Here is a 26,788-nt window from a genome sequence, read left to right on the forward strand (position 1 = left end):
TTAATCCTCATCTTTTCTTATTTTGATGTATTCGGCTTATTTTATTGGGTTATTGTAGTTCACAATTGCAGTGGTACCAGCTTTTCCATCTGGCAGGATAAACCTATACTGTACCTTATAGTTCCCTTCCCGCATGAAAGGGAAATGCCCATTGATTAACCATTCATACTGCTTTTGTAATGGTGTTCCCAGGAAACGATTCACGACCTGGCTTTGCAGTTCTTGAAAATCTGATTTATAAATGCGGGGCAGATCATAGATGTAAGGCATCCGCTGGTTTACAAACTGGGTATTGAAATTGCCCTGTTCAACATTGGTTTGGTAGCTGAGTAGTATAGGCAATGCCTTTGTGGGTGCCAGCCCAAGTTCTATGGTATCCCTACTTAAAGTGATATCGCCTGCTAAAGGATATTTTTCATAGTTAAGTGGATGGATATCCTGCACATAATAAGCATTATCTAAAAGGGCTACTGGTTGTAATAAAGGCTTGCTATTGGTATAAGCCGTTCCAGAAATCTCGGCTAAATCAAATGCCTCATATGGGGCAACTGTTTTTCTAAGATCAATTACATCAGATGAAACTTTGCCGAAAAGATCCTGCACGCCATTTATTCCATCTACCTTTTCCTTAAAGGTGCCAAATGCACTGCTATGGAAATTGTAGCCGAGTAATACTTTTCCACCGTCTGCACGGATGATGTCTTGCGCCTGCTTGTTGGTGATTTCGGTTACATCTCCCTCTGCAGTGGTTTTTGTCTGGGTATTTGAAGTAGTGCCACTAGTTGTACCCTGAGATTTACTAACCAGTTCAAAACTATAGTTACTATTTACGTCTACCTGCGGAATATCAAATTTAAGCTGCTGGTTCTCTGAAATATATTGATAGGTTACAGGCACCGCAGTACCGTTTTCCTTTTTGAAGGTCATATTCTGTGTAAAACCAGGCAGATTAAACAAATACGTCTGTCCACGTTTCAATTGCACATAGCCTGTATTGCTCTCTGATTTATAAAAATTCCGTTGGTCTACCACAGGCCAGCTGTAATCTATGTTGGTAAGCGGAATACTTTCTGGCGCGGTTCCGGTTTTAAAATCAATACTTTTTTCCTCCACTGCTTTTTTGCCATCCATATAAACAGTTTGCCAGTTACCACCAACTAATTGCACAAAACTTACTCTAGCATAGGCTTTTATGGCGGTATTTGGGGGCAATATTTCTGTAGATAGAAAAGATACGGCATCCTTCCCTGCATTCCATTCGAGTTTACCAGAAATTGGTTTTCCATTTTCGGTCAATTCAAATTTTTCTAGTTTAATACGGAAAGTTTTACTCCCGCTTTCATCTATAATGGGGATATCACGTTCAACAGGAAAATTAAGCGCAACCTGAGGGGCGGCAAAAACATCTATACCATCAGGCGTTTTTGGCGACATATCGGCAATTACATTGATGCCAACAGGATTTTCCTGCCCCCCGTTTACAATTTTACATTCATCACCAAGCTGTACCTTGAAGTTTGCTCTTCCCTTAATTAAACCACCCAGTACATTATACTGCACGCCAATATATCCTCTAAACCATGATGGATTAGGCAGTTTTGCCTGCAATAAGGCGGCTACCCCCGCTTTGATGATTGGAATCCGGGTTTTGAGGAACCAGAGGTTTACCTTAACCCCCAACTCTCCTTGCAAATAAGCATAGGCCTGCGCATTGGCATACCAGCCATGTATCCCAATCGGTTCAGAACTTCCCTCGCAATGCGCATCAGGGTATTCTTTTAGCATTAAATCAAAACCTACACCTGCCTTGAAATTGGCATATAAAATAAGGAAGGAAATATCGCCAGTACTTATTGATAATCTGGAGCCAAGGGCAAACCCTTTTCCATCTCCCAATGCATTAACATCTCTCATATAATCGAGCTGCCGCATATCCACGCCCAAAATATCTGCTACCTCGTGTGGAGGTGCCGGCGAGCCTGGTATTTTGGTACCAATCATAAAATAACTTTCAGTTTTTAGGCTAAAACTGCCAATGCCGAATTGAATTCCTACAGGATCGGTTGGTGTACCCATATAGATATACCAATCTTTTGGAGCAAAATGCATTACCGCATAGCCCGCACGATTATTCGCGCCAACTCCTCTTAAAAGTCCTTTTGCGGCGTTAATATAAATGTCAAAATTGGCATGGAAAGTTCTGGCTTGAAAATCATAGCTAATCCCCAGGTAGGCTGCAAATCCTTCAGAAAAATCGACTTTATTTGATACAGCCCGTGCTGCCTGTTGTGGGTCGTTAGTTTTTAAGGTTTGTAACTTAGCTAACTTTTCAATTTTTAATGCATCCGATAGTCCTTCCAACTGGGCCGCGATATTATCCTGAACACCTTGTAATACTCCTGCAGCCTTATTCAGTGCATCATCAACCACAGGTATTTTACCCATAAATTTTGCGCTTCCAAACAACCCGATATAATTTAACCCTCCATTACGGTTGAAAGCCATTTCAAATTCAACCATCCCATCCACAACCATATCACTAGCCACGTTGAATAATAAACCTGCTTTCACACCCAAACCCATTGCTTTATCAGGTTTATATTCTGGCATTAAGCTTTTTGAATCTGAACTGGCGTTCTGGCTAATTTTACTCATGCGGTAATAGATCCCGCCAACAAATCCTTTAATATTAAATGGAACCGGTGGAAGTACAGGAACACCAGTTCCGAAACTTGCTTTTCCATCTACAAACCAATATCTAAAATCTTTTCTTCCAAAAATAGCCCTAACCCGAACCTCAAGGGCCAGTGACTCAAATTTTGCGCTTATCCCTCCCCCGAAACCATCTCCATAAACCGGATCATTATCTAATAGATTAAGTTCTCCATCTAAACTAGCCCCACCAATGTTTACGTGGTTGAGCTTAATAGCGCTCAATCCAAGTTTTTTGAATTTCCATTTCTGCAATCCATCCTGCTGCTCAAATGAGGAGGTAAAGTTTAATCGGGTGTCTGCTTTAAAGCCCGCATCCATCAAAGTAACCTTAAGACCAAATGAAAGGCTGGTTTCCATCTGGGTAGAAGTAAGTGCAATACTATCAACAGAAACAGGAAAATTGGCTACACTCAATTCCCCTTCATACCCAAAATATTCTACCGTTAAATAAGGCGAAACCGTTTTTAAGCGCAGGCCCTTAAATGCAATTCCCTTAAAGTTAGCAAGGGGCTTGGTTGTTGAATCTCCAGGTCTGGTTCTCGCCATGATATCCAACCTTCCATACAGATTTGCTTCCGGTAAAAACCTATCATCTTCTACCAGTAGCTTTACATATGAATTTTTCTCAAGGGTAACCTTCGCCTGCCATAGGTTAAAATCCAATTTATCTTTTGGCGCAACCGTAAGCCAGTATTTATTATCACCTGTAATTACAGCTTCATATCTCAAGGCATCGGTATCCTTTTCACTTATGGGTAAGCCAATATTTCCTTTAAATCCTGCACCAACCAATTTATTCGCTTCCAGATCAATATTGAATTCATCTACCGAAAACTTCCATCCAGACGCAGAACCTTCATTATAGGGTAGTATATTTTTACCATAAAAACTTCCGCTTACGCCATTGTTATCTATAATCAGGTTGTTGGAGCCAAAGCTGATGCGTTCTTTACTGTTCTTTTTGGCAAAAGCCTTCGGCAGCATCACATCCAGATTCTGAATATAGATTCCCCGCCACATTCCAGAGCTTGGATAACTCATATATTGCGCTTCATAGCCAGCTGGAAACAAAACATTTGGGCTGTTTCGCTTGTCGCTAAAATCAAAAGTGGCGTTTGCAACTGTAAAAACTACATCCTTTAATTTGGCAATCTGGAATTTAGGCAGGTTGATATTCACCAGGATATCGTTCCAATCGGAGACAACGGTTTTGAATGAACCAGTAACCTCTTTACTTAGATCCGTTAACTGGTCGCCATTTTCAGCACAGGGAATTAGCAGACTTCTTGGAAACACCACCTCTGCAGCCAGTCCCATTTCCTTAAAACCCTTACAGTCTATGGTGACATAGGTAAGTCCGTCTAAGGCCTGTCCATTGGCCAGATCCAGGCCACCTTTTAAGATAACCTTGCCGTTACCACCATTAAAATCTATGGGTACATCACCAAGCAAAGCTAATTTAGCATCTCCAACTATTCCTCCTTCATATGATAGTTTCAATCCACTGATTCCAAAAAATAATACACCCGGGCTTTGTGGTATTTCCACCTTCGCATAAACCGTTAATTCTGCATAGGTTGGATGAAAAACGGCGCTACTGATGGAGATTTTATAAGTGATGTTATTAATTGTATGCTTTAAACCAACTGGTAATTCATTTAAATCATTTGGTGTTAGAAAATCCGTATAGTGATTATTTTGATCTAATTGCGCAAATGCATTTACAGCGAAGTTTCGCACGGCTGAAGCATCGGCATTAGGTACAGATTGCGCGGAAGAAACGACGATATAAAAAAGAGAAAAGATGAAAGATAAAAATCTTACAAGGTGTGTAGAGGTTAGCATCACGAACGTTAATATTTTGGCTTACTGATATGCCTTTACAACAGACAATATCAACAACCAATAGCCAACATTCGAGCCATAACGTTAAAAGTCAATTAAGACAGGAAACACGAATCTTCGGCCTCATCAGACTCCCCGTAATGAGGAAATTATTACCCAACTGAAGTAAAATTTCCTCAACCTGGAAACAACGTTCTGTTCATTTAAAGATATTTATTAATCTTGAAACTATTTAAAATAAGTATTTATCAACTTACAAAAGTTCAAAACGCTGTACACTAAAAAATTTCGAAGTAATCCCCTTACAAAGGCCACCCAAACTTCGCAAGTTGATCATCATTTTATGAAATTTTAGAAGTTTATTAGTGTTTGCAGCTGAATGAAATTCAGTTTTTCTAATTTATGGAGGGGTATCCATTTGGTATTAAGAATAATCTCTATTACTCCTAGTAAAGAGATATGGTTTACTATATACATTTGAAAAAGCGTCAGTATCCTAAGGATGGGTCTAAAGATACTGACGCAAAGCTAAAGGAGGTTAATTGGTTAGATTATTGTTTTTCCAACCCTAATCGCTTAACATATTACCCGCACAATGACCAGTCCTTATGTAGAATTTCATCTTCGCCAGGCCGGTCGTTTTTATAGGCAATAGCTTCCGGAATATCAACCTCTGGTAAATGAACATGCACAATAAAATTAGTGTCTTTGTCATCCAGTTTTTGGAGAACATCTTCCAGCGCTGTCATGGTTGACACTTCGAAACCCTTGCCGCCAAACACATCTGCTAATTTTGCATATTTCCATTGGTGCATTTTATTATAAGGGTAGACCTCATTCATATCTTTAATCGGGTAATTTATCTTTTTATCAGCCGGTCTGAATGGGTTTGGATTGGTCAGCATTTGTTCAATACCGTAAATGGTATTATCTAATACAAATACAATGGTGTTATGGCCTAGCCTGGCCTGATTGCTAATGGCCTGACAAGTTTCCTGGAAAGCACCATCGCCAACAAAAACAATAACTTGCTTATCTGGCATGGCACATTTTATGCCTACGGCTGCTGGTACAGAATAACCGATAGAAAGCCACGAAGCCTGTGCTACAAAACCATTAGGTTCTTTAATCCGCAGGCCTTGTGCGCCTAATAAGGCAAAGCCGGAATCAGAAACTACAATATGATCTTTGGTAATGTATTTATTCATCCGTCCAAAAAAGCTGTCATAGGTAATTGGCAAATCACCTTCGTTTTGCTTCGGCTCAACAACAAAGGCTGAATCGGCTACCTTTTGATCACTGCTATACATGTGATGAGGTTTGAATACTACGCCTTTGAGTTGCTTGCGTAATTCGCTCATGAAATCGCCAAGTGATACGTTAGGTTCGAACTGTGCGCCTATCCGTACAGATGAATGATTCGCCAAGACAGTATGCTCACCCCAAATATTAAAACCGCCAAGGTTTTTACCGGTTGTCCAGGCACCGAGGCCAATTTTAACACCCGCCTTCTTAAACCGCTCCTGCACATCTTTAGGCGAGGCATTGCCGTTAAAAACTCCACGAAAATATCGGTTGTTTTCTGAAACCACAGATTTGCCCAAGATAGAAGTGGTAAACTCAATCTTCGTTTCTTCCACTAATTTTAAAAATTCTTCCTGTAAGCCTTTCCGCTGAATTTCCTCCCCTGCCCAAAAAATTGGTGCGCCAAATTCCTTAATCAGTTCTACCGTTTTCTTTGCAGCCTCCACCGCATTTTGCGTGCAACTGTTAGCGCCATTAAAAACCAGTTTATGCTTAGGTGCTTCGCAGGGCATCCGCCATACATCTTCAAAAACTTCCAGGTAAACCGGCCTGCCATAAATAAGGCAAGCCATTAGTACGGCATCAATTTTATATGGTGCATCTACACTACTCATCACCAGTTCTGCCGCAACAGTAACATGGCGGTATATGTTAATGTTGCTATACATGTCGCCAGTCATATGCGAGGCCAGGAGTCCTTCACCAATACTTTTCATTTGATCGGCATTGGTGGGAGAACCGTTTATAACCAGTACAGGGCAATGTTCTACATAAGAACCTGCTGTTGCGTTGAGCAAGGTAAAAGCACCAACGCCATAAGTTACCGCCACAGCAGCAAAGCCCTTAAGCCTGGCGTACGCATCGGCGCAATGGCCTGCATTAATTTCATTCGTATCGCCTATAATCTGTATTTTATCTATGCCTTCATCCTCATCAATAGTATTTAAAAATGGCGCCGAATAATTGCCCGCTATACCAAATAAATGGGTTAGGCCAAGTTCCTTAAGCCGCAATACTAAATACTTGGCAACAGTCATATCTGTTAAAGTTTCCATCGCATTTATGAGTTAAGGTTTGCAGCTATTGGATTAACTATCATAGCATCTTCTTTAGCAGCCGATTCTTTAATTTCATTGAGATAAACAGGTGTTTCGTTTACCTCAAGCGCGGCACGTATTCCTGATTCTATGGCACCTTCTATCCACGCATGTTTCAGTGAAGCGTGTTCTCCGGCAAAATGTGCCTTCCCATCCCATTCTGTCTTAACAATATGTTTTTGTAGTAAATGCAACTGACCAGGATTGAAGATGGCTGCTTCGCCAAAAGCATAAGGATCTTGCATCCAGCTTTGCGTAGCTCCGCCGATGATATTACCGGGATCTGCATTATTGCTCTGGTCTTTCTTTTCTTCATGATGAGTAACCCGCAGTACCGCTAAACTCTTGATCCGCTTTTGTTCTGCCAGGTCTTGAGGTGCGTGGATAACGGCAACATTATCTAATGCAACATTGTACCTGTCGATATCAGTCATGGAATCCCAGCGACTTGCCTCATCCGACCAGCAGTAGGATGCCAGTATTAATCCATGTCCATCTTTGCCAATATCCTGACTGGGATAATAAACAAACCTGTTGGAAAGATCGGTAATTGTACCGCCGCCAATAATGCCATAAGGTGCTTTTTCCCACCAGCGCTCTTTAAATTCGAGCAGTACCTTAGTGGCAGAATCATAATGTAATTCTCGAATAGCTCTACGCTTTTCCTGGCTGAATTTTGGCCACACATGAACCATCCGGAATGCAGAAAAAGGAATCGTTACAATCACTTCATCAAATTCCATGCTATCAACCCTGTGGCTATGAACTGCATATTCATCCTTTTCAGGATGTTTCGTCTGATGATCCTTTTCCCTGTCGGTAGTTATTTTAACCTTGCCGGTTTGTTCGTTTATCCAAAGTTTGGTTACATGGCAGTTGAAATAAGTATTCTGATGTAGTTGATGTTTTTCGAAAAATTTAGTGGTCAGCCTGTCTGTACCATCAATAATCTGTACAAACTGCGTATCATCCTTAATCACATTGGATTCTATGAAACTCTGGATAAAATCATAGGCCAAACGTGACTCTAAATTTTGCAGTACTGCAATCATTTCTATCGCATTTTGCGAATACAGAGACTCCATTAAAAAGCGCATCATTGAATAATTGCCGTAGCGTTCGATCAGGATAGGCCAGTTTTTTTCAGGATTTTGAGCCAGGAATGCTTTCAGTGGATTAAGCAGCGTACCAAGCAACTGATCAGCACGCTGGTTCTCAAAATTATTGCTACTGGTTTCTAAATGATAATCCAGTAGCTTATTCACATCTACCTCTTTTTTATAATATTCGCTCTGAATTACCCTACGGTAATTTACAAACAACAGCGATTTTCTTTCTTGTTCCGGTAAATCTTTACGGGTACCGTTTTTGTAAGCTATCGCCTGTTCTTTATTTACTGAAACATAGTAAAATGGCTCGGTTTTTAATTCTAGCTGCTTAATATATTCCATTACCATGAGGTGTATGCTCGGGATGCGCATGGCACCAGCTTCGCAATACAGCGAGTCATCTTCAAAATACTTTTTTTCTACAGTATTTCTGAACGTTTTGATACGACCACCCACTCGGGTATTTGCTTCGGCAATGGTGATTTCATGCCCTACCTGTTTTAACATGGCTCCGGCAACCATACCCGCCATACCCGCGCCAATAATTAATACCTTTTTCTTCTTCTTGGGGTCTGGAATTTGAGTACGAATGTATTCCAGATACTTTTGAATAACGGGATCTGCGCTTTCATCAAGCAGACCATGGAGATAATTTTCCATTTAGTGAGAGTGTTATTAGTGATTAAATCAGTTTGTTTTGTATGATAAATATAGATAAAAAGTATAATTTTAACAAAAAACTTATATTAAATCTCATACAACAAAACACCTGCCTCCCATTAATATAAATGATTCTTAATTATTAAAGTATTTAAGCCAGCCTTATCCAATTCAATACTGAAATTTTACAGTCTTCTTTGAATATCTTGAGTCCAGGAAGCAAGGAAGTGTGCTAAACTTGACCAGAGACATTTGCTTTGATTTATATACAAAGACAATTGTTTGATAAATCCACCTGAGAGATGGTTATATGGCTTTCCAGCTATAGATTGGTTCTCACCAATGGAAAATTTATGCATGCCAATTTAATGGCATTAACAGATCCACCAGATAAAACTTAGCGTGGTTATAAAGACGTTAAGATTAAGTAATTAAGTCAGATAATTTTAATGCGAATCGGTCCTTTGATGTGATTCACATCGACAGGCATTCCCTTTTGTGTGATTATCACTTTGCCTTGATGATGCAAATCAATAGCTACATTGACTATATCTTTCATGTGATCGGGCCAATCATCAGGAAATAACATCCTTGCAATTTCGGAGGGACAGATGGTTTTTTCAACACCACGTTGGGTAGCTAAAGATAAAATGGATGATGATATATCTGTACGCTGCAGCATAAATTCTTATAAATGAAACGTAGTTATTGAGCGATCATCATTTCAGTATAGAAATCCTTTGACCTTTAATTTTTGTATAGTATATTATATTAATTCCGGAGCTTAAAATTCCTAAAACTCCGGCTTAACCGATTTATTCCAAATATCCTCGTATTCATCAGGATGGCGCTTAAATTGAAGCGCCACATAGCTGCACAGCGGGATCACCTTCAATTGATTTGACCGGGCATAATCAGCCATGGCATCGAGTAACTTCTTTGCATAACCTTTCCCTGCCTGATCATCATCTACTTCTGTGTGGTAAACTTTAAGGTTATCACCAATGGTTTCCACGATCATTTCTCCAATCTTTTTATCCTGATCGAACAAATTAAATTCATCAGGCTCTGCCCCGTCATTTTGAAATTTAACTTCTGCCATAATGCTTTTTTTAAACTGAATTATTCCTTCTCTGTAGTTGATTCACCTTCTTCGTAACGCTTTTCTCCACTTTCATCTTCATGAACAATCAGCGAATTTGGTGTCGCAGCAGCGGGGTTACCACCTGTACCAGTAATTACGGGCGTACTTAACAAATCGTTATCATCAGACAAATCTTCAGTCTGGGCTGCTTCGGCATTACCTAAGGCTTCCTGACTCAATTGCTCCTGATCTTTTCTTTCTTTCACATCATCTAATGGCGATGTATTCTCCTGGTTATTGTTCATACGTTTCTTATTGATTATACAAACAACAACATGTAAATCTGAATGTTTCAATAAATAGTAAACAGAGAACAACTTCACCTTAAAGCAAAAAAAGCAGTATCGATGCTGATACTGCTTTTTTCTCACGATTATTAACTATAAATAATCTGGTAGTTTACGTTTACCCGTTTAGGATAATTGCTTTCATCTTCATTTAAAGATACAAAAGCTGCATTGCTGTGAACCTTGGCCTTTAATGCATGCTCATAATGAAATTGAATTGTTTTTTCGTAATCTCTATCGGTGAGCCTTGTTGTCTCTGTTAACAAATTCCGATCATTTAGATCTTCAGGCAATAAAGTGATGTCACAATTTCCATCACTTATTTCTTTTACTAGATACTTCATCTTTTGTTTAAATGTTGGTTTCCGCTTTCTAAACTATCATCCGCGGAAGCACCAAAAATATGTTAAGTCTACGGGTTGAGTGTAATCTCAAAGTTAATTTTCGATTATTTGTTTTTTCATTTAATACCAACCTGGTTCATCAAATAAATCTGCGATTCATTTTATTTTTATCCATTATTTATCTTGTATTTTTTGATCGCGTGGCTTGTATTTATCTTAATCAAACCTAACAAGGTGATGAAAAATACGTCACCAATAAAAGTGGAAACAGTAGTTCGTGCACCAATCGAAAAAGTCTGGGTATTTCGGCTGAGCCACAACACATCACCCAGTGGACATTTACTTCGAGTGGCTAGCATGCGCCTGATGCAGAAAATGATCTGAGGGCTAATAGAAATTTTAAGACAACAATGGCGGCCAAAAACGGCAGCTTTAGTTTCGACTTTGAAGGCATTTACAATACAGTAGAAGCATACAAGCGTATTGTAGGCAATCAAATATTTTTTCCAACAGAATAGATCTAACTTCAGAAAGCAGCATGCCTTAAGGCGATAAGGTAGTCTTTAATAATGACTATATTTTTTAAATCGTTATCTTTAACTCCTATTCCCGATCTCATGAACCCAGCTATTTTTCCTGCGCAATACTCTACACTTTCTTCCCCTGCGTTACAGACCTACCTATCAGACGCTTACCAGTTACCTGCTGATTTTCGATGCCGTTTATTAATTAGAAACGTGAGTGATACTTATTTGCTAGAAAATGATGCAGATAAATACATCTTCAAAATATATAGAAATGCCCATAGGAAGCTGGAAGAGATTAAAGCTGAAGTGGAATTATTAAATGCCCTAAAGGCCGATGGCAATAGTGTTGCCTATCCGATAAAAGATCGTTATAACCAATATATTCAGCAATTTAAAGCAGCAGAAGGAGTTAGAAATGGTGTATTATTTTCTTTTGCTCAGGGAAAAGTTGTGCACAACCTGAACAAAACGCAACTGATTACACTTGGAAGAAATACAGCAAAGCTTCATCAAACTACTTCGAGAGTTAAACTCGTGTACCCAAGGCTATTCTTTAATTTTCAAACTACGCTACTTGATCCCCTGGCAACGCTGGAACCTCATCTCAAGGGTATGTCAGACGAGCTAAGTTACCTTAAAGAAATCTCCAGGCGAGTGATGAAAAAGTTTGAGTCTTTCGACACAAATTCATTTTCAACTGGCTATTGCCATTATGATTTGTTTCCTAAAAACTTTCACTTCGACGAGGCTGGAGAAATCACTTTCTTTGATTTCGACTTTGCGGGCCATGGCTATCTGATTAACGACCTGATGTCTTTTTTAAATCACTATTTTTTTCATCAGCTAAATAACGCCATTACAAAAGAACAGGCTGATCTTGATTTCGAAATCTTTTTAAAAGCTTACCAGGATATCAGACCACTTACACGAGATGAGCTGGAAGCAATCCCTTACCTTGGCATCTGCTTTCACATCTTTTTCCTCAAGTTTTTTTATGATCATTTTGATGACTGGTCAAACCCATTTCTTACCCCAAAATTTACCAAACATAGAATTGAATTAATACAAAAATGGGAAGCCTTATATTGTAACTTTTAGGCAATCAGGCTTAAAAGCTCAAACATGATGTTTATCTTGTCATTAATCAAAAATATTCCGATGGATCAAAAAATAATTACCCTTTACGATGAATATACCCATAGTCAGCTGAATAGAAAAGATTTTATGAAGAAACTGGCCTTGCTGGCTGGTGGAACCGCAATGGCAATGACGATCCTGCCCTTGCTCGAAAACAATTATGCTGCTGCCGCATCTTTTACCAGCGATGAAATCATCGTCGAAAACATCACTTATCCTGGTGTGGATGGAGAGATGAAAGCTGTGCTGGCGAAGCCTAAAACCAATAAAAAGTTAGGTTGTGTTTTGGTTATTCATGAAAACAGAGGTTTGAATCCGCACATCATTGATATCACCAAACGGGTTGCAGCTGAAGGCTTTATTGCTTTAGGTGTAGATGCACTTTCGCCTTTAGGTGGCACGCCAGCTGATGAAGATAAAGGACGTGAACTGATTGGCAAACTTGACCCTGAAAAGAATTTGCAAAACTATTTAAAAGGGCTTGAATATCTGCGCAATAGAAAAGATGCAAACGGTAAAGTAGCTTGTATGGGTTTCTGCTGGGGCGGCGGAATGGCCAGTAAACTTGCTGTTAACGACCCTAAATTACAGGCAGCCGTTGCTTATTACGGTGCGCAGGCAAGCGCTGCAGAGGTATCTAAAATTAAAGCAAGCTTAATGTTGCATTATGGCGGTCTTGATGAACGCATTAACGCTGGTATACCCGCTTATGAAAAAGCTTTGAAGGAAAATGACAAGGATTATAAAATTTATATTTATGACGGTGTTAACCACGCTTTTAATAACAATACATCGCCGACAAGGTACAACGAAGTGGCAGCTAAACTAGCCTGGAGCCGGACAATGGGTCTATTTAAGAATAAGCTGGCTACTTTGAGTCGCTAGTTAAAACAATTCAGTTTTAAGCATGGCTTTTAAGATGTTCGATTGTACATCAAAATTATTGAGGTGATTTAAGAAGTTGATATCTGAAATTTTGGTATAGCTATCTTCCAGTAGAGAAACAATCTCTGCTGGAATGGCTACCTTAAGCATGGCTGCATTGCTTTTAAGCTTATCGTTTTTATACGCCAACTCTTGCACAATGCGCTCCTTTTCTGAGAGATTATTTTCCTTTTCGATACCATTTAGGATAGATAAATCACAGAACAGGAACAAGTTTCTACCGGGATAAAAAAGGAAATGTTTATCCACATCCAGAAACCGATACACTTCAATTACCATTTCACCAGCCTTTAATCCAAATGCAAACTGTGTTTTAAACTCATGTTTACAAAGCAAACCCATCAGTTTGCGTTCTATAATGGCGTTTATATTGGTGTAAACCTGCTTCGTGCTAAAATCAATCAGCGTAGCAAATTGATCGGCATTTAGATCAAAATAAAAATCGTTGGCGTATTTGGAACTGAAGACATTTATGTTTTTGGAGAAGGGAAAGTCAGTACTGAGATCAGATAAAACGGAAAACAACCTCCTCAAAGATTGATTAATTTTTAATGACTGCTTTTGCTTATCCAGCCCAAATTGCTGCTGGTTAACCACTGAGCCCGAAATTTTATTAATTAATTCTTCGTTTAAATCAATTTCATCGTAAATCAGGCTCACGTTTTTTTCATTACTTTTTTTGATCTTCCGTAGCAGCGCAATTACACTTTCGGTAAACTGCACATGAAAAAGATCAAGCTTATCAATCTCCAGCTCTTCGTTGTTGGCGAATAGTTGATGAATGACCTGGCTACGCAAAAATATTTTATAGATAATCTCCCCATCAAAAAACACCGAAAGCAACTGTAAACGGTTGATTTCGGTGCTCGATTTTTTTAAAATATTTAAACGGTAATCATCCATGCTTTAATTTAACTCACCCGGGTTACGTTCTTTTTCAGCTCTGCTTCTAAAGTTTTTAACTCTCCATCCAACACTTTTCTGCTTTGCGCACCTGCTTCATGAATTTGTTTTACCTCATTCAGCGTTGCAATTAGTGAAGAGGTAGTCATTTTCAGCGTTTCCAAAGATACAACGGTTTTTTCATTCTCCTTAGCCACATCGATACTGTTCTGTTTCAGCATCTCTGCATTTTTCTGAAGAATGGTGTTGGTGGTATCAGAAATTTTCTTCTGCATTTCTACATTGGCTTTTTGCCTTTGCAATGCAACCGCAATGGTTAATTGGTTTTTCCATACCGGAATGGTAGTTGACACAATAGATTGCGCTTTTTCTGCAATAGAAGTATTGTTATTTTGCACCACCCGAATTTGTGCCAGCGATTGCAACATAATGAAACGTACAATTTTCATATCTGCCAGGCGCTTATCTAAACGACTGATGAAATCTCTTAAATCGGCAATTTCATAATCCTGGTAATCTGCAGGTCTACCTTCCATTTCAGCCAGTTTTAGCGCCAATTCATTGTACTTCAACTGCCCTGCAATAATCAGTTCTTCCATTTGATGGATATAACTCACATTGCTATCGAACATGGTTTGAAGTGAACTATTATCTTTAATGGAATTTAACCTGCCAGCCTTGATTTTGTTGGTAATTTTATCAATGTTATTCACCACCACATCATACTTCTGGAAAAGCTTTTTTACATCTACCACCAGCGATTTCAAAAAAGGAATCTTCGAAATAAAATTCTTGAAGGCACTTTGCTCCAACTCCGAAATGTCGATATAATTCAGCTCCGATAATAATTCGTTAATCAAGCCCCCAACCTCGCCACTGTTATAGGTTCTTACAGATGATAAAAAATCATTACTGTACTTCTCCATAGAGTTTTGCGCATCACTTCCATAATTTAAAATAGAATTGACATCAGATGGCTCCAGCGATTTACCGAGTTCAGCATATTTTACACTTTCCTGCGGACTTATCTTATCCAGGCTTACATTTCCGTCTTTGTCCAGTTTCACTGGTGTTAAATCCTGAGTAACGTTAGGGTTGGTTTCCATAGTTTTATATTGGTTAAGCCAGGCTTATAAATAATTTTGAGTAACCGTTTTCACTGTATCTTCCAGCTTTTTGTCTTTTGTAGGCTCACCAATGGCATTAAATTTCCATTCGCCATTTTTCTTATAAAACACACCCATTACCATCGAAACGTGACCTGCAAAGTTAGAACTGTTTGCAATATCATATTTGGCAAAAACTTCTGTTACCTGCTTGGTTGTACCTTCGTAAATGCGGATGGAAGCAAATGGAATAGTTCCAAAATCATGGCCTCTAAAGCTGTTCAATACAAATGCAACATAAGCTACATTGCCTTCCAGTTGAGAAAAATCAAGCGTGATGACTTCATTATCCAAGCCATCATCTCCACCCATATCGCCGGTTAAATCATCACCACTGTGTTTAACAGAACCGTTTTTAGATTTTAGGTTACCAAAGTAAACCACCTCTAAAAGTTGCTTATTTTCATTATATAATGCGCAACTGCCATCCAAATCTACCGCTTCCTTTGATGATCCGAAACCAAATAATCCTTTTTTCTCTATTGCGCCCCAGTTAATACCTACACAAACATTTTGTAGTTTACTTCCGTTGCTTTTTTCAAGGCTGATGCGTTGGCCTTTTTGAAGATTGATTGCCATAATATTATTGATATTTATTTAAATAATCTTGTAAACCACCTTTCATCCCCATTCCAACTGCTTCAAATTTCCATTTGCCTTCACGTTTGTAGATTCTTCCAAATTCTACTGCTGTTTCGATAGAAAAATCTTCTTCGAGTTCATATTTCAAAATCACTTCGTCGGTTACGGCATCAAAAATCCGCACAAACGAGTTTCTTACCTGCCCAAAATTTTGTCTTCTGCTCTCCGCATCATGAATGGTCACTACTATGCAGATTTCGCTTACTTTTGGATCAGCCTTGGTTAAATCAACTTTAATTTGTTCATCGTCACCATCACCATCGCCAGTTAAATTATCGCCTGTATGTTCCACACTGCCATCAGGAGAAATTAAATTATTATAGAAAACAAAATTCTCATCAGAGATTAATTTCTTCTGGTCATTTAAAATAAAAATGGAAGCATCTAAATCAAAGGCAGAGCCTATTGATGAGTTGTTGGTATCCCAACCTAAACCTATGGTAAATTTTGGCGCATCGATATTTTCTCTCTGCCCTTTTTGCAAGTTTATAGCCATGTTATATTAATTTATAAGTATTGTCTTTTATGTAACTTTTAATAAGTTGTAAATTATCAGCGTAAGCATCCATCAAATGATAGCTGTTTCCCAATGCCAAATCGTAAAGCTGATGAATAAAATCATGATCCATCCGCTCTAAAAAGATCGAAAAACTGGTAGATGCTGTATTTAAAATATATTTCACCACCCTGGTATTAAAACAAAAATAACCGTTACTAATAATTTGTTCTAAATCAAAAATAGTTTTTACCTGGTGGTAATTTAGAAAATTCTCCACATTTGGATGGATGTCTTTATTTACCAGTTCGGCAAAATAAAGCATGTGCATTTCATTTCTCAGACCATATTCTTTAGCCATTTTTAAAATCATCCGTTCGTGACTGCCGGTAATTCTAATATCATCTAAAAACAAGAGTGTTTTACCTTCTAAAAAGTCCTTGTCGATGTGGAAAGAATCATTACCAATTAAATTCATGCGCTCTTCTGCACTCAACTCGCCATAATCTTCCTTGTACGTTATGGTGCGGTGAACTTTAGATTCCTGAACGGTGAGCCCTCCATTCTCTACCAACCAGCGGTTAAGTTGCGACACGAAATAGTTTTTCATGGCAAAGGTTGCAGTTGGAATGAAGCTATAAGGACTGGAGATGACTACAATCTGATCTGCAATGCGATTATCTGCCAGGTAGTATTTAATAAAGCCATCTGCCAGATCTTTTCCAAAAGACCGGGCGACTAAATCATCGCCAAATTTGAAACGGCTGTAATCATCAGGATCGAAGCCAAAGTTGGTGGTGTTGTCAATTTTATGAAGTGAATAGGTATATGGTATCATGAGAGTAGATTTGAGATAGATAGATTGTTGGAATGGATTAGCATGCTGTTGATCCCCATCATTTGCGCTCCGCGGATGTCTGCCACCGGGTTATCGCCCACATGAATGATTTCCTGCAATGCCAGTTCCTGATGTCTTTCCCGATCAATATTATCAATCATCAATTGAAAGAAAACCGCATTTGGTTTAGACATCCTTACTTCGTCAGAATATAATTGGAAATCGATAAAAGCATCAATTCCGAGGTGATTAAGCACTTCCCGAAGCGTTTTACCTTTAATAAAACCCGTATTACTTAAAATATTTGTTGTTGTTGTTCCCGAACTTTTTATTGCCGACAATACATTTAAGCAACTGTCGCAATAAATTAACGGCATGTGGTTAAGCAACAAAACCTCCATTTTCTGATATAACTCGTCCAGATCAACATCGCCGAAGTTAAAATCATAATCATTGATGATGCTTATCACCATCAGGTACATTTCATCAGCATCTACGTTTTTGCCTGTTTTTTCATTAATGGCATTCACCATTAAATCTACCTGCCTGAAAATAACACCAACCTCCTCTATACTCTTCTTTTTTGAATTCAGGTTTTGATGGAAATATCGTGTCCGTTCTGTTTTAAAGGCAGGATTTGACTTAATTAAGGTTAACCAAAGATCAAAAGAATAATGTTTGTAAAAGTTCATTCACGGTAGATTTTCTTTTTGCCATTTTCAAAATCCTAATATTACAGATTAAACGTAGCTTTCAGAATTATTGTATGTAAGATTATTATAGACAAATCACCAGAACTGATTAAGACTTATTTAAAACTTCGTCGGCTTTATCTATCACTTCAAGTTCAGTTTTGGTTTTCTTAGGATAGTTAAACAGCCATGACGTTAACACAGGCAAAATGAAGATTGCAACGGTAAATATGGAAACGAATAAATCTGTTTTTTCTCCTTCAATGGCATGAGAAATTGGCGATTCCGGGTTGAAGTGGGTAAACAGTGATGAAGTTAATTTGATCCCTAAAACACCAATTACGATAAATGCTACTGTTTCCAGGAAGGTAAATTTCTCCATTAGCTTAACAAAAGCCTGTGCTACAAAACGCATCGCCAGGATGCCTACAAACACACCGATATAAATCAGGTAAATATTATCCGTAAATGCTACAGCGGCGAAAACGTTATCAATAGAGAAAGCAAGATCCATTACCTCTACCAAGGCAACAGTTGCCCAAAAGGTGCCAACTAATCCAACAGTCGATTTATAAATCCAGCTTTTACTTTTATCCACTTCCTCCTCTTCTTCATTCTTTTTTGCATTTTTCTTCCAGAAGTAATCAAAAGCCAGATAAATCAGATAAAGACCGCCGAGTGGTTTTAACCACCAGATCTTTACCAGCCAAGCCGCCAGAAATAAACAAATTCCCCGGAAAACGTAAGCGCCAATAATACCATATTTTAGTGCTTTGTCTCGCTGGTCTTTAGGCAAATCCATAACCATTGTAGCCAAAACTGCAGCATTATCGACCGAAAGCAAACTTTCAATTACGATTAAGTTTAAAATAATAAGGAGAGAAGCTTGAATGTCATCACCTAAAACAGTGTGCAAAAAATCCATAGAACGTTAGTATAATTATATTTAGTAAAACAAAGAAAACGAAATATTCTGGTTTGTATTGATTAATCCAGACAATTTGCAAATATTTATTTTCATTTGGTTTAGATGTATGTTTCGAAAAACTGTTACGCTTATTTGAGAATATTTATTTGTTGATAAGTAATTCAAAAACACGTCCTTTTTCTCCGGCAAGAAAGATTCTGTTTCCCTTTTTTGCCTGCTGTACAGCATTGAAACTTTGGTCACCTATATGTTTCCAGTTTCGCCCACCATCTGTTGAAACATCCGTACCGGATGTACCCGTAGCAACAACCATATTCTTATTAATATAGGCAACACCAGATCTAAAACCTGCAACAGGCGTAACAGGCTTAGTCCAGGTTTTCCCTCCATTACTGGTGAGCCAAACATTGTTATCATTGGCTTTATCCTTTACATAATTTCCACCAACCACAACACCATTTTTGGCATCATAAAAATCAATTGAGAAAGGTCCTGTAGTGCTTTCCCCTTGCCAGATCGGGCATTTGAAAACGTTCCAGCTTTCGCCATAATCAGCAGAATAGTAAATATTTGATGTGGTTCCACCACTGGAAATCCAAACTTTCCCACCAGGCAAAGTTTTAATGGTTGTACCACTGGCAGCGAAACCAGCCTCACCATCTGCTAGTGATTGCCTGAGATTTGAAGATATATTTTGCCAGGTAGTACCTGCGTTTGTGGTTTTCAATAACTGCATTTTACCCTGAATGGGATCGCCAAAAATTATCCCGCTGTTTTGATCCCAAAACCCCAATCCATCTAAAAAGATAGCGGAATCTATATTTTTATAGTGCTCGGTCCAGGTGGTGCCACCATCAATAGTTTTCAGCACATAGGCAGGCGAGCCAGCATTTACTATGATAGCATGTTGCTGGTCAAAGGCTTCGATATCTCTGAAGTCCAACTGCTCATAGCCTTTTGGTTTCATCCATTGCCAGGTTAAACCACCATCAAGGGTTTTCCCTACTGATCCATTGCTTCCGCTGGCCCAAATAACCTGGTTAGAAACAACGCTTAAACCTCGTAAACTGGCTTTAGTATTTTCATTTAATGGCTTTAGGCTAAACGATTGTGCAGCGCAAAAAAAAGGTGCCATTAGCAGGCACCAGATTATTTTTTTCATTTTCTTATTTAACTCGCTTAAAGGTTTCAGATCTGCCTAATAATGATATCCCCACATATCCCCTTACATTTAATATATCATTACCTTTCATTGTCATGTTACAGCTATAGGTTTTTCCACTTTTGGGATCATAGATTGTTCCGTCGGTCCACTTGCCATCATCATAAACGAAGTCCTTTAGCAACTCTAAGTTTAAAAGGGATCGTTTTTGTAAAGTGGCATTTGGATTTTTAACATCCAATTTCGGTTTTCCATTCAAATTAGGTTCTTTCATCCAGGCCAGTTTGCCGAAAAATTTATCACCTTTTTTATAGATTTCAATTTGTCCTTCTCCAGATGGATTAAGCCATTTACCAACAATTGCATCTTTGTTCTGCGCAAATACTGAAAACGACATGGCTACCAATAGCAGCATTAATAATGGAAACTTTCTCATATTTTATTTATAGTTAGTTTTTAAAGATAGTGAATTGCCGTTTGTATGCAAACTGAAAAGAAAAAGTAATTTGTTTACCCCGAGTTTTACTTTGCAAGTATGGGCAGATATTTTTGGCGGTAGGCAAAAAATAGGAAAACATTAAAAATAAGCATTACCGCTACCATAGGCAATTCTTTTGGACCCAGAAAAGCATGGTAGAGAAAAATATTTAGCGTGACTGGAAAAATAAGCAATGCGGCCAGGGGCGCAGTTCTACCGATGAGCAGCAAAAGACCAGCAACCAGTTCTGTACTCTTAATAAGTGGCATGAGATAAACCGATGCCGTTACACCAGTCATAAACTTGGTTTGATCGGCAGTCATGGCTGGCATTTCTGCAGGCATTATTTTGAAGAAATACGAAATGGAAGCAAAGAGGTACATTGCTCCTAACAACACGCGAATAATAATAGTTACAATTTTCATAATATGAGATTTGTTAATGATTTAATAATATGGCTATTTAAATTAATGACCGTTTCCTTTCTCATCCAAAAAGAGCCGGTTATTATAAAATTTCGAGTAAAAGCTTTTTCATTTCACTATCTTCCAGATTGTAGAATCTTATTGTGCTTCCATCTTTTTAATTCCCTTGTAAAATAAATGGCCTTCAATCCTATGCTGTAGTAGAAAACTTCAAAATAATCGAGTTTAACGGTTCGATTTCATTTTTAATTAGATTATCCAGGCTTACTCAGACATTCACCATCCTGTTCTTCACCCGGTAATACGCTTTTCATCGTCAATATTTACAAAATGAAAATTAATCTGATTTATAAAAACACCTACTAATATAAAAATAATTGGCTATTACTCGAATACAAAATTGATATGAATAAAATAATTAAAGCACTAACTATCAACACATAAAACTTTATTAAAGATAAGAATTAATGGTCAAAAAAGAGAAATGTAGGTTTGACAGGTAATCGTGAAATTCGAGTAAAGAAACGCTTGACAGAAATTAATTAAAATAGTTTTCCACAGTATTGACTTAATTCATTTTTTTTTATACGTTTAGTAAAATAATTGACGATAACTTAATGTTATAATAACCTAACCAAAACATTTATACTATGAGCACATTCCTATTGATCACAGCAGCATTCTACATTGTATCTTTCGCACTGATGTTATATTGCTATTTCTCTGCAGAGCAGATTCCAAGCGATGATGAAAAATTCTGATTGCCACTTTTAAGAACTTAAATTAGCGCTCTCAACAATCTTTTCTATTTACTACTACTTTCGGGTAAAATATATTTGGTCAATTTATTTTAATTGACATCCATTTCTATTTTTTTTCGATCCAGTTCAATAAATCTGCGGCTGATTCTGTATACCAAATAATTGCTGAAATAATCGAGAGCACGAGTAGTATCCATAAAATTGGCCAACCTTCAAACTTACGTTTTGGAGAAGAACGATTAATTTCATGAAGTTGATTATGGTCTGATTCCATCCTATCGTCCATATGCTCTGGGTTCGGATTAGATACATTGCTCATAAATTGTATTTGGTTAGTCATACAAAACTAAGTGATAAACTTTATAATCAAAATAAATTGATCAAATAGTTTCGTTTTTTTTCGAATTACGTATTTATACATCAAAGCGAAAGCAAAATAAACCTGATACCTAATCTTATTCTAGTCTTGCCCTCACGCTAAGACTAGATTAAGCTTAGCCAACAAAAAACGGCCTTCAAAACTAGTTGAAGACCGCCAAAGTTCGCTAAAAACTTAAAAAAAGATTAATTCCAGCCGCCGCCAAGCGCATGATAAATGTTTACCACAGCATTTAACTGTTGCTTTTTGGTTTCGATTAATTCCAACCTTGCTTGTAAAGCATCACGTTGGGTCATCAATACTTCAAAATAATCAGCTCTGGATGATCTGAATAAAGCATTGGAAATCTCTATTGATTCTTTTAGTGCTTTCACCTGCTGACTTTTCAAATCATAACTTTTCTGCAGATTATTAATATTTGACATTTCATTGGCTACTTCAATATAACCATTCAAAATTGTTTTTTCATAATCGTACACCGCTTGCAGTTGTTTCGCGTTGGCCGTTAAATATGCTGCTTTTATGGCATTTTTATTAATCAGCGGTCCGGCCAGATCTCCTGCCAGTGAATAGATTAAAGATTCTGGTGTTTTTAACAGGTAGCTTGGATTAAATGCCTGGTAACCTACTGTAGCCGAAATACCCAGAGAAGGATAGAATTGTGCCTTCGCTACTTTAACATCTAATTTAGCGGCTGCCAGCTCAAGTTCTGCCTGCTTAATATCTGGCCTGTTAGCCAATAATTGGGATGGAATACCAGATTGTACGGTAGCCGGTACCAATTCTGTAAATGTACTTCCATCTCTAACAATCGGTTGCGGATAACGCCCTAACAAGAAGTTGATCTTATTTTCTTCTTCTGTGATGTTTTGTTGAATATCAAATTGCAGGCTCTTTGTGCTGAGCACCTCCGCTTGAAATTTCCTTACCGCAAGTTCAGTTACACGGGTAGCTTCTTTCTGAATTTTCATCAATTCCAATGCATCGCTCTGGATTTGGATGTTTTTCTTCACGATATCCATTTGGTTATCAAGCGCCAGTAACTCGTAGTAGGAATTGGCAACTTCGGCCACTAAATTGGTAATTACGAAATTTTTTCCTTCAATAGTAGAAAGATAATGGCTTACGGCTGCTTTCTTGGAATTGCGCAATTTATGCCAGATATCTGCCTCCCAATTGGCCTGTAAACCAAATCTATAATCTGGTAATATTTCAGGCACACCTTTCCCCGGCGTGATTTCTGTAGATGCATCACCTGCACCAGAGCTGGTATATCGCCCTACCTTATCTATTCCTGCACCAACCCCATAACCTAACGTGGGTAAGAGTTCGCCTTTTCTGGTTTTGATTTCATTCCTGGCTATTTCAATATCCTGTAAAGTGATATTTAATTCCTGATTATTTTTAAGCGCTGTATCAATCAGGCTCACCAAATCAGGATCGGTAAAAAAAGATTTCCACTGGATTTTAGCGCTGTTCAGGGTATCCTGAGCATCACTAAAGCCCGCAGGTAAATTTTTATTTTCAGCACGTTGTGCAACCTCTGGCAACTTACAAGCGGTATATGCAGCGCATATTACAGCTAAACCAAGGTATTTATAGATGCTTTTCTTAAACATTGTCTTCGATTTCTTCAGTTAATGGATGTTCCTCTTCAATTTTAATCAGTTTATATCTTTCAGCAATTTTACCGAAGATGAAATACAAACCCGGAATAATTAATACTCCGAAAACGGTACCGAAAAGCATACCGCCTGCCGCAGCAGAACCAATAGTTCTGTTTCCTATTTTACCCGGGCCAGAAGCGATCATTAATGGAATCAAACCTGCAATGAAAGCGAATGAGGTCATTAAAATTGGCCTGAAACGAACAGACGCACCTTCCATGGCGGCTTTTAAAACAGATGCGCCCTGACTATGCCGCTGCGTGGCAAACTCCACAATCAACACGGCATTTTTTCCAAGTAAACCAATCAGCATCACCATCGCCACCTGCGCATAGATGTTATTTTCCAAGCCTAATAATTTCAAGAATAAAAATGCTCCGAAAATACCTGCTGGCAGAGATAAGATTACCGAAAGCGGGAGAATAAAACTCTCGTATTGTGCTGCAAGCACCAGGTAAACGAATGCCAGACAAATCAGGAAGATATAAATAGCTTCATTTCCCCTGGAAACCTCATCTTTCGAAATCCCTGCCCAATCAATTCCGAAACCTCTAGGCAAAGTTTTAGCAGCAACTTCAGTAATGGCTTTAATGGCTTCACCGGAACTATATCCAGGTGCAGCTTGCCCACTAATTTCTGAAGCATTGTACATGTTATGACGGGTAATTTCTGACAAGCCATAAACCTTTTCCATCTTCATAAAGGCAGCAAACGGAACCATTTCATCGCGATCATTCTTAACATAAAGCTTCAGGATGTCTTCTGGCAAAGCCCTGTATTGAGGCAAGGCTTGCACAATCACTTTATATTGCCTGTCGTATTTAATAAAACTGGTTTCATAATTACTTCCTACAAAAGTAGAAAGTGTGTTCATTGCATTATCAATAGTTACGCCTTTTTGCTGCGCAATATCATTGTCTATTTTGAGCATGTATTGCGGAAAACTCGCACTATAGAACGTAAATACAGATGATAATTCTTTACGTTTATTCAGCTCTTTCACAAAATCGTTGCCCACCGTTTCCATTTTTTTATAGTCGCCACTACCTGCCTTATCTAAAAGACGAAGCTCAAAACCTCCTGCTGCACCATAACCAGGTACTGCTGGCGGCTGGAAAAATTCGATGGTTGCGCCGGGAATTAATTTGGATTTTGCTTCCAGTTCGTTGATAATTTCCTGCGCAGACTCTTTACGTTCATCCCAGTCTTTCAGATTGATTAAACACGTACCAGAGTTTGAACCAGTACCTTCTGATAGAATTTCATAACCCGCTAATGAGGAAACTGATTTAACGCCATCAATACCTTCACACATTCTCTGAAGTTTTTCAGCAATCTGATCGGTACGTTCTAACGTAGATCCCGGAGGTGTTTGAATAATGGCATAAACCATTCCCTGATCTTCATTCGGAATAAAACCAGATGGCACACTTCCACTTAATCCCCAAATCCCTAAACAAAATACGATCAGCACCACGAAGGTAAGCAGCCTTCGGCTCACCACTTTGCTTAACGCCCATTCGTACCTACCAGAAAGTTTTGCAAAACCACGGTTAAAACTATCTAGGAATTTATCTACAATACTTTTCTTTTTAGGATGGCCATGGCTGTTTTTCAACATGATGGCACACAAAGCTGGTGTAAGTGTTAGCGCCACAATACCCGAAAGGATAATTGCTGTTGCCATGGTAATAGAGAACTGCCTGTAGAAAATCCCCACGGGGCCAGACATAAATGCTACCGGAATAAATACCGATGCCATTAAAAAGGTAATCGCAATAATTGCCCCGCCAATTTCTTTCATTGCCTCTTGCGTGGCTTTGATTACGGAAAGTTTTGGATCGAGTTCCATCTTAGCATGTACCGCCTCAATTACCACAATAGCATCATCCACTACCACACCAATGGCCAATACCAAAGCGAAGAGCGTAATCAGGTTGAGCGTTATCCCAAAGAACTGCATAAAAACAAACGTTCCAATTAAAGATACCGGAACGGCAATTGCAGGAATTAAAGTGGAGCGCCAGTCACCAAGAAACAGGAACACCACTAAACCTACCAGAATAAATGCCTCTACCAGGGTGTGAACTACCTTTTCTATAGATGCATCCAAAAACTTAGAAACATCATAACTCACCTCGTAATCTAAGCCTTTCGGGAAAGAACTTCCCTTAATCTCGGCCATTTTAGCCTTTACATCTTTAATAACCTGGCTTGCATTACTACCGTAAGATTGTTTTAACACGATTGCTGCAGATGCTTTTCCATTTAAAGTAGAGTATAAATTATATGCAGAACTACTAAAATCTACATCAGCTACGTCTTTCAGTCGCAATAACTCTCCATTTGGATTAGACCTGACAATAATATTTTCATATCCTTCTTTGGTATTGAAACGGCCAGAATATTTTAATACATACTCAAATGCCTGAGATCTTTTTCCAGAACTTTCACCTGTTTTACCCGGTGAAGCTTCTAAACTTTGCTCATCAAGCGATTTCATTACTTCATCAACAGAAATTTTATAAGCCTGCATGCGATCTGGTTTTAACCAAATCCTCATGGCATAATCCCTGTCGCCAAGAATATCTGCGAAACCCACCCCATCAATCCTCTTCAATTCTGAAAGCAGGTTGATATCGGCAAAATTGTAAAGGAAATTCTGGTTCATTTTAGGATCCTTACTATACAAGTTGATGTACATCAACATGCTGGATTCTTCACGACTGATTTTCACCCCTTCGCGAATCACCAAAGGAGGAAGCTTATTAGTTACCGCAGCAACACGGTTCTGAACGTTTAAGGTGGCCTGATTAGGATCTGTACCCAGGTTAAAAACCACTTTAATGGAGGCTTCACCATCATTACCTGCATCTGAGGCAATATATTTCATCCCTGGTACGCCGTTAAGGGCACGCTCCAGTGGAATAACAACAGATTTAATTAATAACTCGTTGTTTGCACCAGGATATTCTGCAACGATATTAACCTTCGGTGGTGAAATAGAAGGGAATTGTGTAACGGGAAGATAACTTATTGCTAAGACTCCCAAAAACACAATAACCAGCGATATAACGATAGAAAGGACGGGCCTTTGTATGAACTTGCTAAACATAAAATAAGTTTTGAGGTGTAA

The 26,788-nt window shown here is 38.5% G+C and carries 22 protein-coding genes; 2 read left to right on the forward strand and 20 right to left on the reverse strand.

Annotated elements, in window-relative coordinates:
- Positions 1-36 precede the first annotated feature (36 nt).
- The 7 genes from SOM16_RS16150 to SOM16_RS16180 form a co-directional block, all read right to left on the reverse strand.
- Positions 37-4,560 (reverse strand): hypothetical protein, encoded by a 4,524-nt coding sequence (locus SOM16_RS16150; protein ID WP_320465029.1) that lies wholly within the window; start codon positions 4,558-4,560, stop codon positions 37-39.
- 584 nt (positions 4,561-5,144) lie between these two features.
- The gene (locus SOM16_RS16155) at positions 5,145-6,920 is read right to left on the reverse strand and encodes an alpha-keto acid decarboxylase family protein (RefSeq protein WP_320465030.1); all 1,776 of its coding nucleotides are present in this window, start codon (positions 6,918-6,920) and stop codon (positions 5,145-5,147) included.
- A gap of 5 nt (positions 6,921-6,925) precedes the next feature.
- The gene (locus SOM16_RS16160) at positions 6,926-8,731 is read right to left on the reverse strand and encodes a flavin monoamine oxidase family protein (RefSeq protein WP_320465031.1); all 1,806 of its coding nucleotides are present in this window, start codon (positions 8,729-8,731) and stop codon (positions 6,926-6,928) included.
- 436 nt (positions 8,732-9,167) lie between these two features.
- Complete coding sequence (locus SOM16_RS16165) at positions 9,168-9,413, reverse strand: DUF3253 domain-containing protein (protein ID WP_320465032.1); 246 nt, start codon at positions 9,411-9,413, stop codon at positions 9,168-9,170.
- A gap of 111 nt (positions 9,414-9,524) precedes the next feature.
- Positions 9,525-9,833: a GNAT family N-acetyltransferase gene (locus SOM16_RS16170; protein WP_320465033.1), complete on the reverse strand. Its 309-nt coding sequence runs from the start codon at positions 9,831-9,833 to the stop codon at positions 9,525-9,527.
- A 20-nt stretch (positions 9,834-9,853) separates the two neighbouring features.
- On the reverse strand, positions 9,854-10,120 hold the full coding sequence (locus tag SOM16_RS16175; protein WP_320465034.1) for a hypothetical protein: 267 nt from the start codon (positions 10,118-10,120) through the stop codon (positions 9,854-9,856).
- A gap of 131 nt (positions 10,121-10,251) precedes the next feature.
- Positions 10,252-10,506, reverse strand: a complete 255-nt coding sequence (locus SOM16_RS16180) for a hypothetical protein (protein WP_320465035.1) — start codon at positions 10,504-10,506, stop codon at positions 10,252-10,254.
- A 569-nt stretch (positions 10,507-11,075) separates the two neighbouring features.
- Between SOM16_RS16180 and SOM16_RS16185 the strand changes: the two genes are divergently transcribed.
- Both SOM16_RS16185 and SOM16_RS16190 read left to right on the forward strand, forming a co-directional pair.
- On the forward strand, positions 11,076-12,131 hold the full coding sequence (locus SOM16_RS16185; protein ID WP_320465036.1) for a phosphotransferase enzyme family protein: 1,056 nt from the start codon (positions 11,076-11,078) through the stop codon (positions 12,129-12,131).
- 60 nt (positions 12,132-12,191) lie between these two features.
- Complete coding sequence (locus SOM16_RS16190; protein WP_320465037.1) at positions 12,192-13,055, forward strand: dienelactone hydrolase family protein; 864 nt, start codon at positions 12,192-12,194, stop codon at positions 13,053-13,055.
- Here SOM16_RS16190 and SOM16_RS16195 read toward each other — a convergent pair whose 3' ends face one another.
- The 13 genes from SOM16_RS16195 to SOM16_RS16255 all read right to left on the reverse strand — a co-directional run bounded on the left by SOM16_RS16195 (position 13,056) and on the right by SOM16_RS16255 (position 26,767).
- Positions 13,056-14,018 (reverse strand): hypothetical protein, encoded by a 963-nt coding sequence (locus SOM16_RS16195; protein ID WP_320465038.1) that lies wholly within the window; start codon positions 14,016-14,018, stop codon positions 13,056-13,058.
- Positions 14,019-14,026: 8 nt separating this feature from the next.
- Positions 14,027-15,124, reverse strand: coding sequence for a toxic anion resistance protein (locus SOM16_RS16200; RefSeq protein WP_320465039.1), 1,098 nt, complete (start codon positions 15,122-15,124; stop codon positions 14,027-14,029).
- Between the two features lie 24 nt (positions 15,125-15,148).
- Entirely contained in the window at positions 15,149-15,763 is a 615-nt protein-coding gene (locus SOM16_RS16205; RefSeq protein WP_320465040.1) for a TerD family protein, read from the reverse strand.
- 4 nt (positions 15,764-15,767) lie between these two features.
- Positions 15,768-16,322 (reverse strand): TerD family protein, encoded by a 555-nt coding sequence (locus tag SOM16_RS16210; protein WP_320465041.1) that lies wholly within the window; start codon positions 16,320-16,322, stop codon positions 15,768-15,770.
- Position 16,323: 1 nt separating this feature from the next.
- Entirely contained in the window at positions 16,324-17,160 is an 837-nt protein-coding gene (locus tag SOM16_RS16215) for a phosphoribosyltransferase family protein (RefSeq protein WP_320465042.1), read from the reverse strand.
- Complete coding sequence (locus SOM16_RS16220) at positions 17,157-17,852, reverse strand: HAD family hydrolase (RefSeq protein WP_320465043.1); 696 nt, start codon at positions 17,850-17,852, stop codon at positions 17,157-17,159. Before SOM16_RS16220 ends, SOM16_RS16215 begins: the two co-directional genes overlap by 4 nt.
- A 109-nt stretch (positions 17,853-17,961) precedes the next feature.
- Positions 17,962-18,777, reverse strand: a complete 816-nt coding sequence (locus SOM16_RS16225; RefSeq protein ID WP_320465044.1) for a TerC family protein — start codon at positions 18,775-18,777, stop codon at positions 17,962-17,964.
- 145 nt (positions 18,778-18,922) lie between these two features.
- Positions 18,923-19,942, reverse strand: a complete 1,020-nt coding sequence (locus SOM16_RS16230; protein WP_320465045.1) for an oxidoreductase — start codon at positions 19,940-19,942, stop codon at positions 18,923-18,925.
- Between the two features lie 4 nt (positions 19,943-19,946).
- A complete protein-coding gene (locus SOM16_RS16235; RefSeq protein WP_320465046.1) occupies positions 19,947-20,378 on the reverse strand; it encodes a DUF2147 domain-containing protein in 432 nt (143 codons plus the stop codon).
- Positions 20,379-20,464: 86 nt separating this feature from the next.
- A complete protein-coding gene (locus SOM16_RS16240) occupies positions 20,465-20,845 on the reverse strand; it encodes a DoxX family membrane protein (protein ID WP_320465047.1) in 381 nt (126 codons plus the stop codon).
- An 867-nt stretch (positions 20,846-21,712) separates the two neighbouring features.
- Positions 21,713-21,946: a hypothetical protein gene (locus SOM16_RS16245; protein ID WP_320465048.1), complete on the reverse strand. Its 234-nt coding sequence runs from the start codon at positions 21,944-21,946 to the stop codon at positions 21,713-21,715.
- 224 nt (positions 21,947-22,170) lie between these two features.
- On the reverse strand, positions 22,171-23,604 hold the full coding sequence (locus SOM16_RS16250; protein ID WP_320465049.1) for a TolC family protein: 1,434 nt from the start codon (positions 23,602-23,604) through the stop codon (positions 22,171-22,173).
- Positions 23,597-26,767: an efflux RND transporter permease subunit gene (locus SOM16_RS16255; protein ID WP_320465050.1), complete on the reverse strand. Its 3,171-nt coding sequence runs from the start codon at positions 26,765-26,767 to the stop codon at positions 23,597-23,599. The genes SOM16_RS16250 and SOM16_RS16255 overlap by 8 nt, the downstream gene beginning before the upstream one ends.
- Positions 26,768-26,788: the final 21 nt, after the last annotated feature.

Origin of the sequence: Pedobacter sp. CFBP9032, assembly GCF_034045265.1 — a bacterium.
GTDB lineage: Bacteria > Bacteroidota > Bacteroidia > Sphingobacteriales > Sphingobacteriaceae > Pedobacter.

Bases quoted from the DNA above. Each gene is read 5' to 3' on its own strand.
- SOM16_RS16150 (WP_320465029.1), bottom strand. From the start codon at position 4,560: ATGCTAACCTCTACACACCTTGTAAGATTTTTATCTTTCATCTTTTCT.
- SOM16_RS16155 (WP_320465030.1), bottom strand. From the start codon at position 6,920: ATGGAAACTTTAACAGATATGACTGTTGCCAAGTATTTAGTATTGCGG.
- SOM16_RS16160 (WP_320465031.1), bottom strand. From the start codon at position 8,731: ATGGAAAATTATCTCCATGGTCTGCTTGATGAAAGCGCAGATCCCGTT.
- SOM16_RS16165 (WP_320465032.1), bottom strand. From the start codon at position 9,413: ATGCTGCAGCGTACAGATATATCATCATCCATTTTATCTTTAGCTACC.
- SOM16_RS16170 (WP_320465033.1), bottom strand. From the start codon at position 9,833: ATGGCAGAAGTTAAATTTCAAAATGACGGGGCAGAGCCTGATGAATTT.
- SOM16_RS16175 (WP_320465034.1), bottom strand. From the start codon at position 10,120: ATGAACAATAACCAGGAGAATACATCGCCATTAGATGATGTGAAAGAA.
- SOM16_RS16180 (WP_320465035.1), bottom strand. From the start codon at position 10,506: ATGAAGTATCTAGTAAAAGAAATAAGTGATGGAAATTGTGACATCACT.
- SOM16_RS16185 (WP_320465036.1), top strand. From the start codon at position 11,076: ATGACTATATTTTTTAAATCGTTATCTTTAACTCCTATTCCCGATCTC.
- SOM16_RS16190 (WP_320465037.1), top strand. From the start codon at position 12,192: ATGGATCAAAAAATAATTACCCTTTACGATGAATATACCCATAGTCAG.
- SOM16_RS16195 (WP_320465038.1), bottom strand. From the start codon at position 14,018: ATGGATGATTACCGTTTAAATATTTTAAAAAAATCGAGCACCGAAATC.
- SOM16_RS16200 (WP_320465039.1), bottom strand. From the start codon at position 15,124: ATGGAAACCAACCCTAACGTTACTCAGGATTTAACACCAGTGAAACTG.
- SOM16_RS16205 (WP_320465040.1), bottom strand. From the start codon at position 15,763: ATGGCAATCAATCTTCAAAAAGGCCAACGCATCAGCCTTGAAAAAAGC.
- SOM16_RS16210 (WP_320465041.1), bottom strand. From the start codon at position 16,322: ATGGCTATAAACTTGCAAAAAGGGCAGAGAGAAAATATCGATGCGCCA.
- SOM16_RS16215 (WP_320465042.1), bottom strand. From the start codon at position 17,160: ATGATACCATATACCTATTCACTTCATAAAATTGACAACACCACCAAC.
- SOM16_RS16220 (WP_320465043.1), bottom strand. From the start codon at position 17,852: ATGAACTTTTACAAACATTATTCTTTTGATCTTTGGTTAACCTTAATT.
- SOM16_RS16225 (WP_320465044.1), bottom strand. From the start codon at position 18,777: ATGGATTTTTTGCACACTGTTTTAGGTGATGACATTCAAGCTTCTCTC.
- SOM16_RS16230 (WP_320465045.1), bottom strand. From the start codon at position 19,942: ATGAAAAAAATAATCTGGTGCCTGCTAATGGCACCTTTTTTTTGCGCT.
- SOM16_RS16235 (WP_320465046.1), bottom strand. From the start codon at position 20,378: ATGAGAAAGTTTCCATTATTAATGCTGCTATTGGTAGCCATGTCGTTT.
- SOM16_RS16240 (WP_320465047.1), bottom strand. From the start codon at position 20,845: ATGAAAATTGTAACTATTATTATTCGCGTGTTGTTAGGAGCAATGTAC.
- SOM16_RS16245 (WP_320465048.1), bottom strand. From the start codon at position 21,946: ATGACTAACCAAATACAATTTATGAGCAATGTATCTAATCCGAACCCA.
- SOM16_RS16250 (WP_320465049.1), bottom strand. From the start codon at position 23,604: ATGTTTAAGAAAAGCATCTATAAATACCTTGGTTTAGCTGTAATATGC.
- SOM16_RS16255 (WP_320465050.1), bottom strand. From the start codon at position 26,767: ATGTTTAGCAAGTTCATACAAAGGCCCGTCCTTTCTATCGTTATATCG.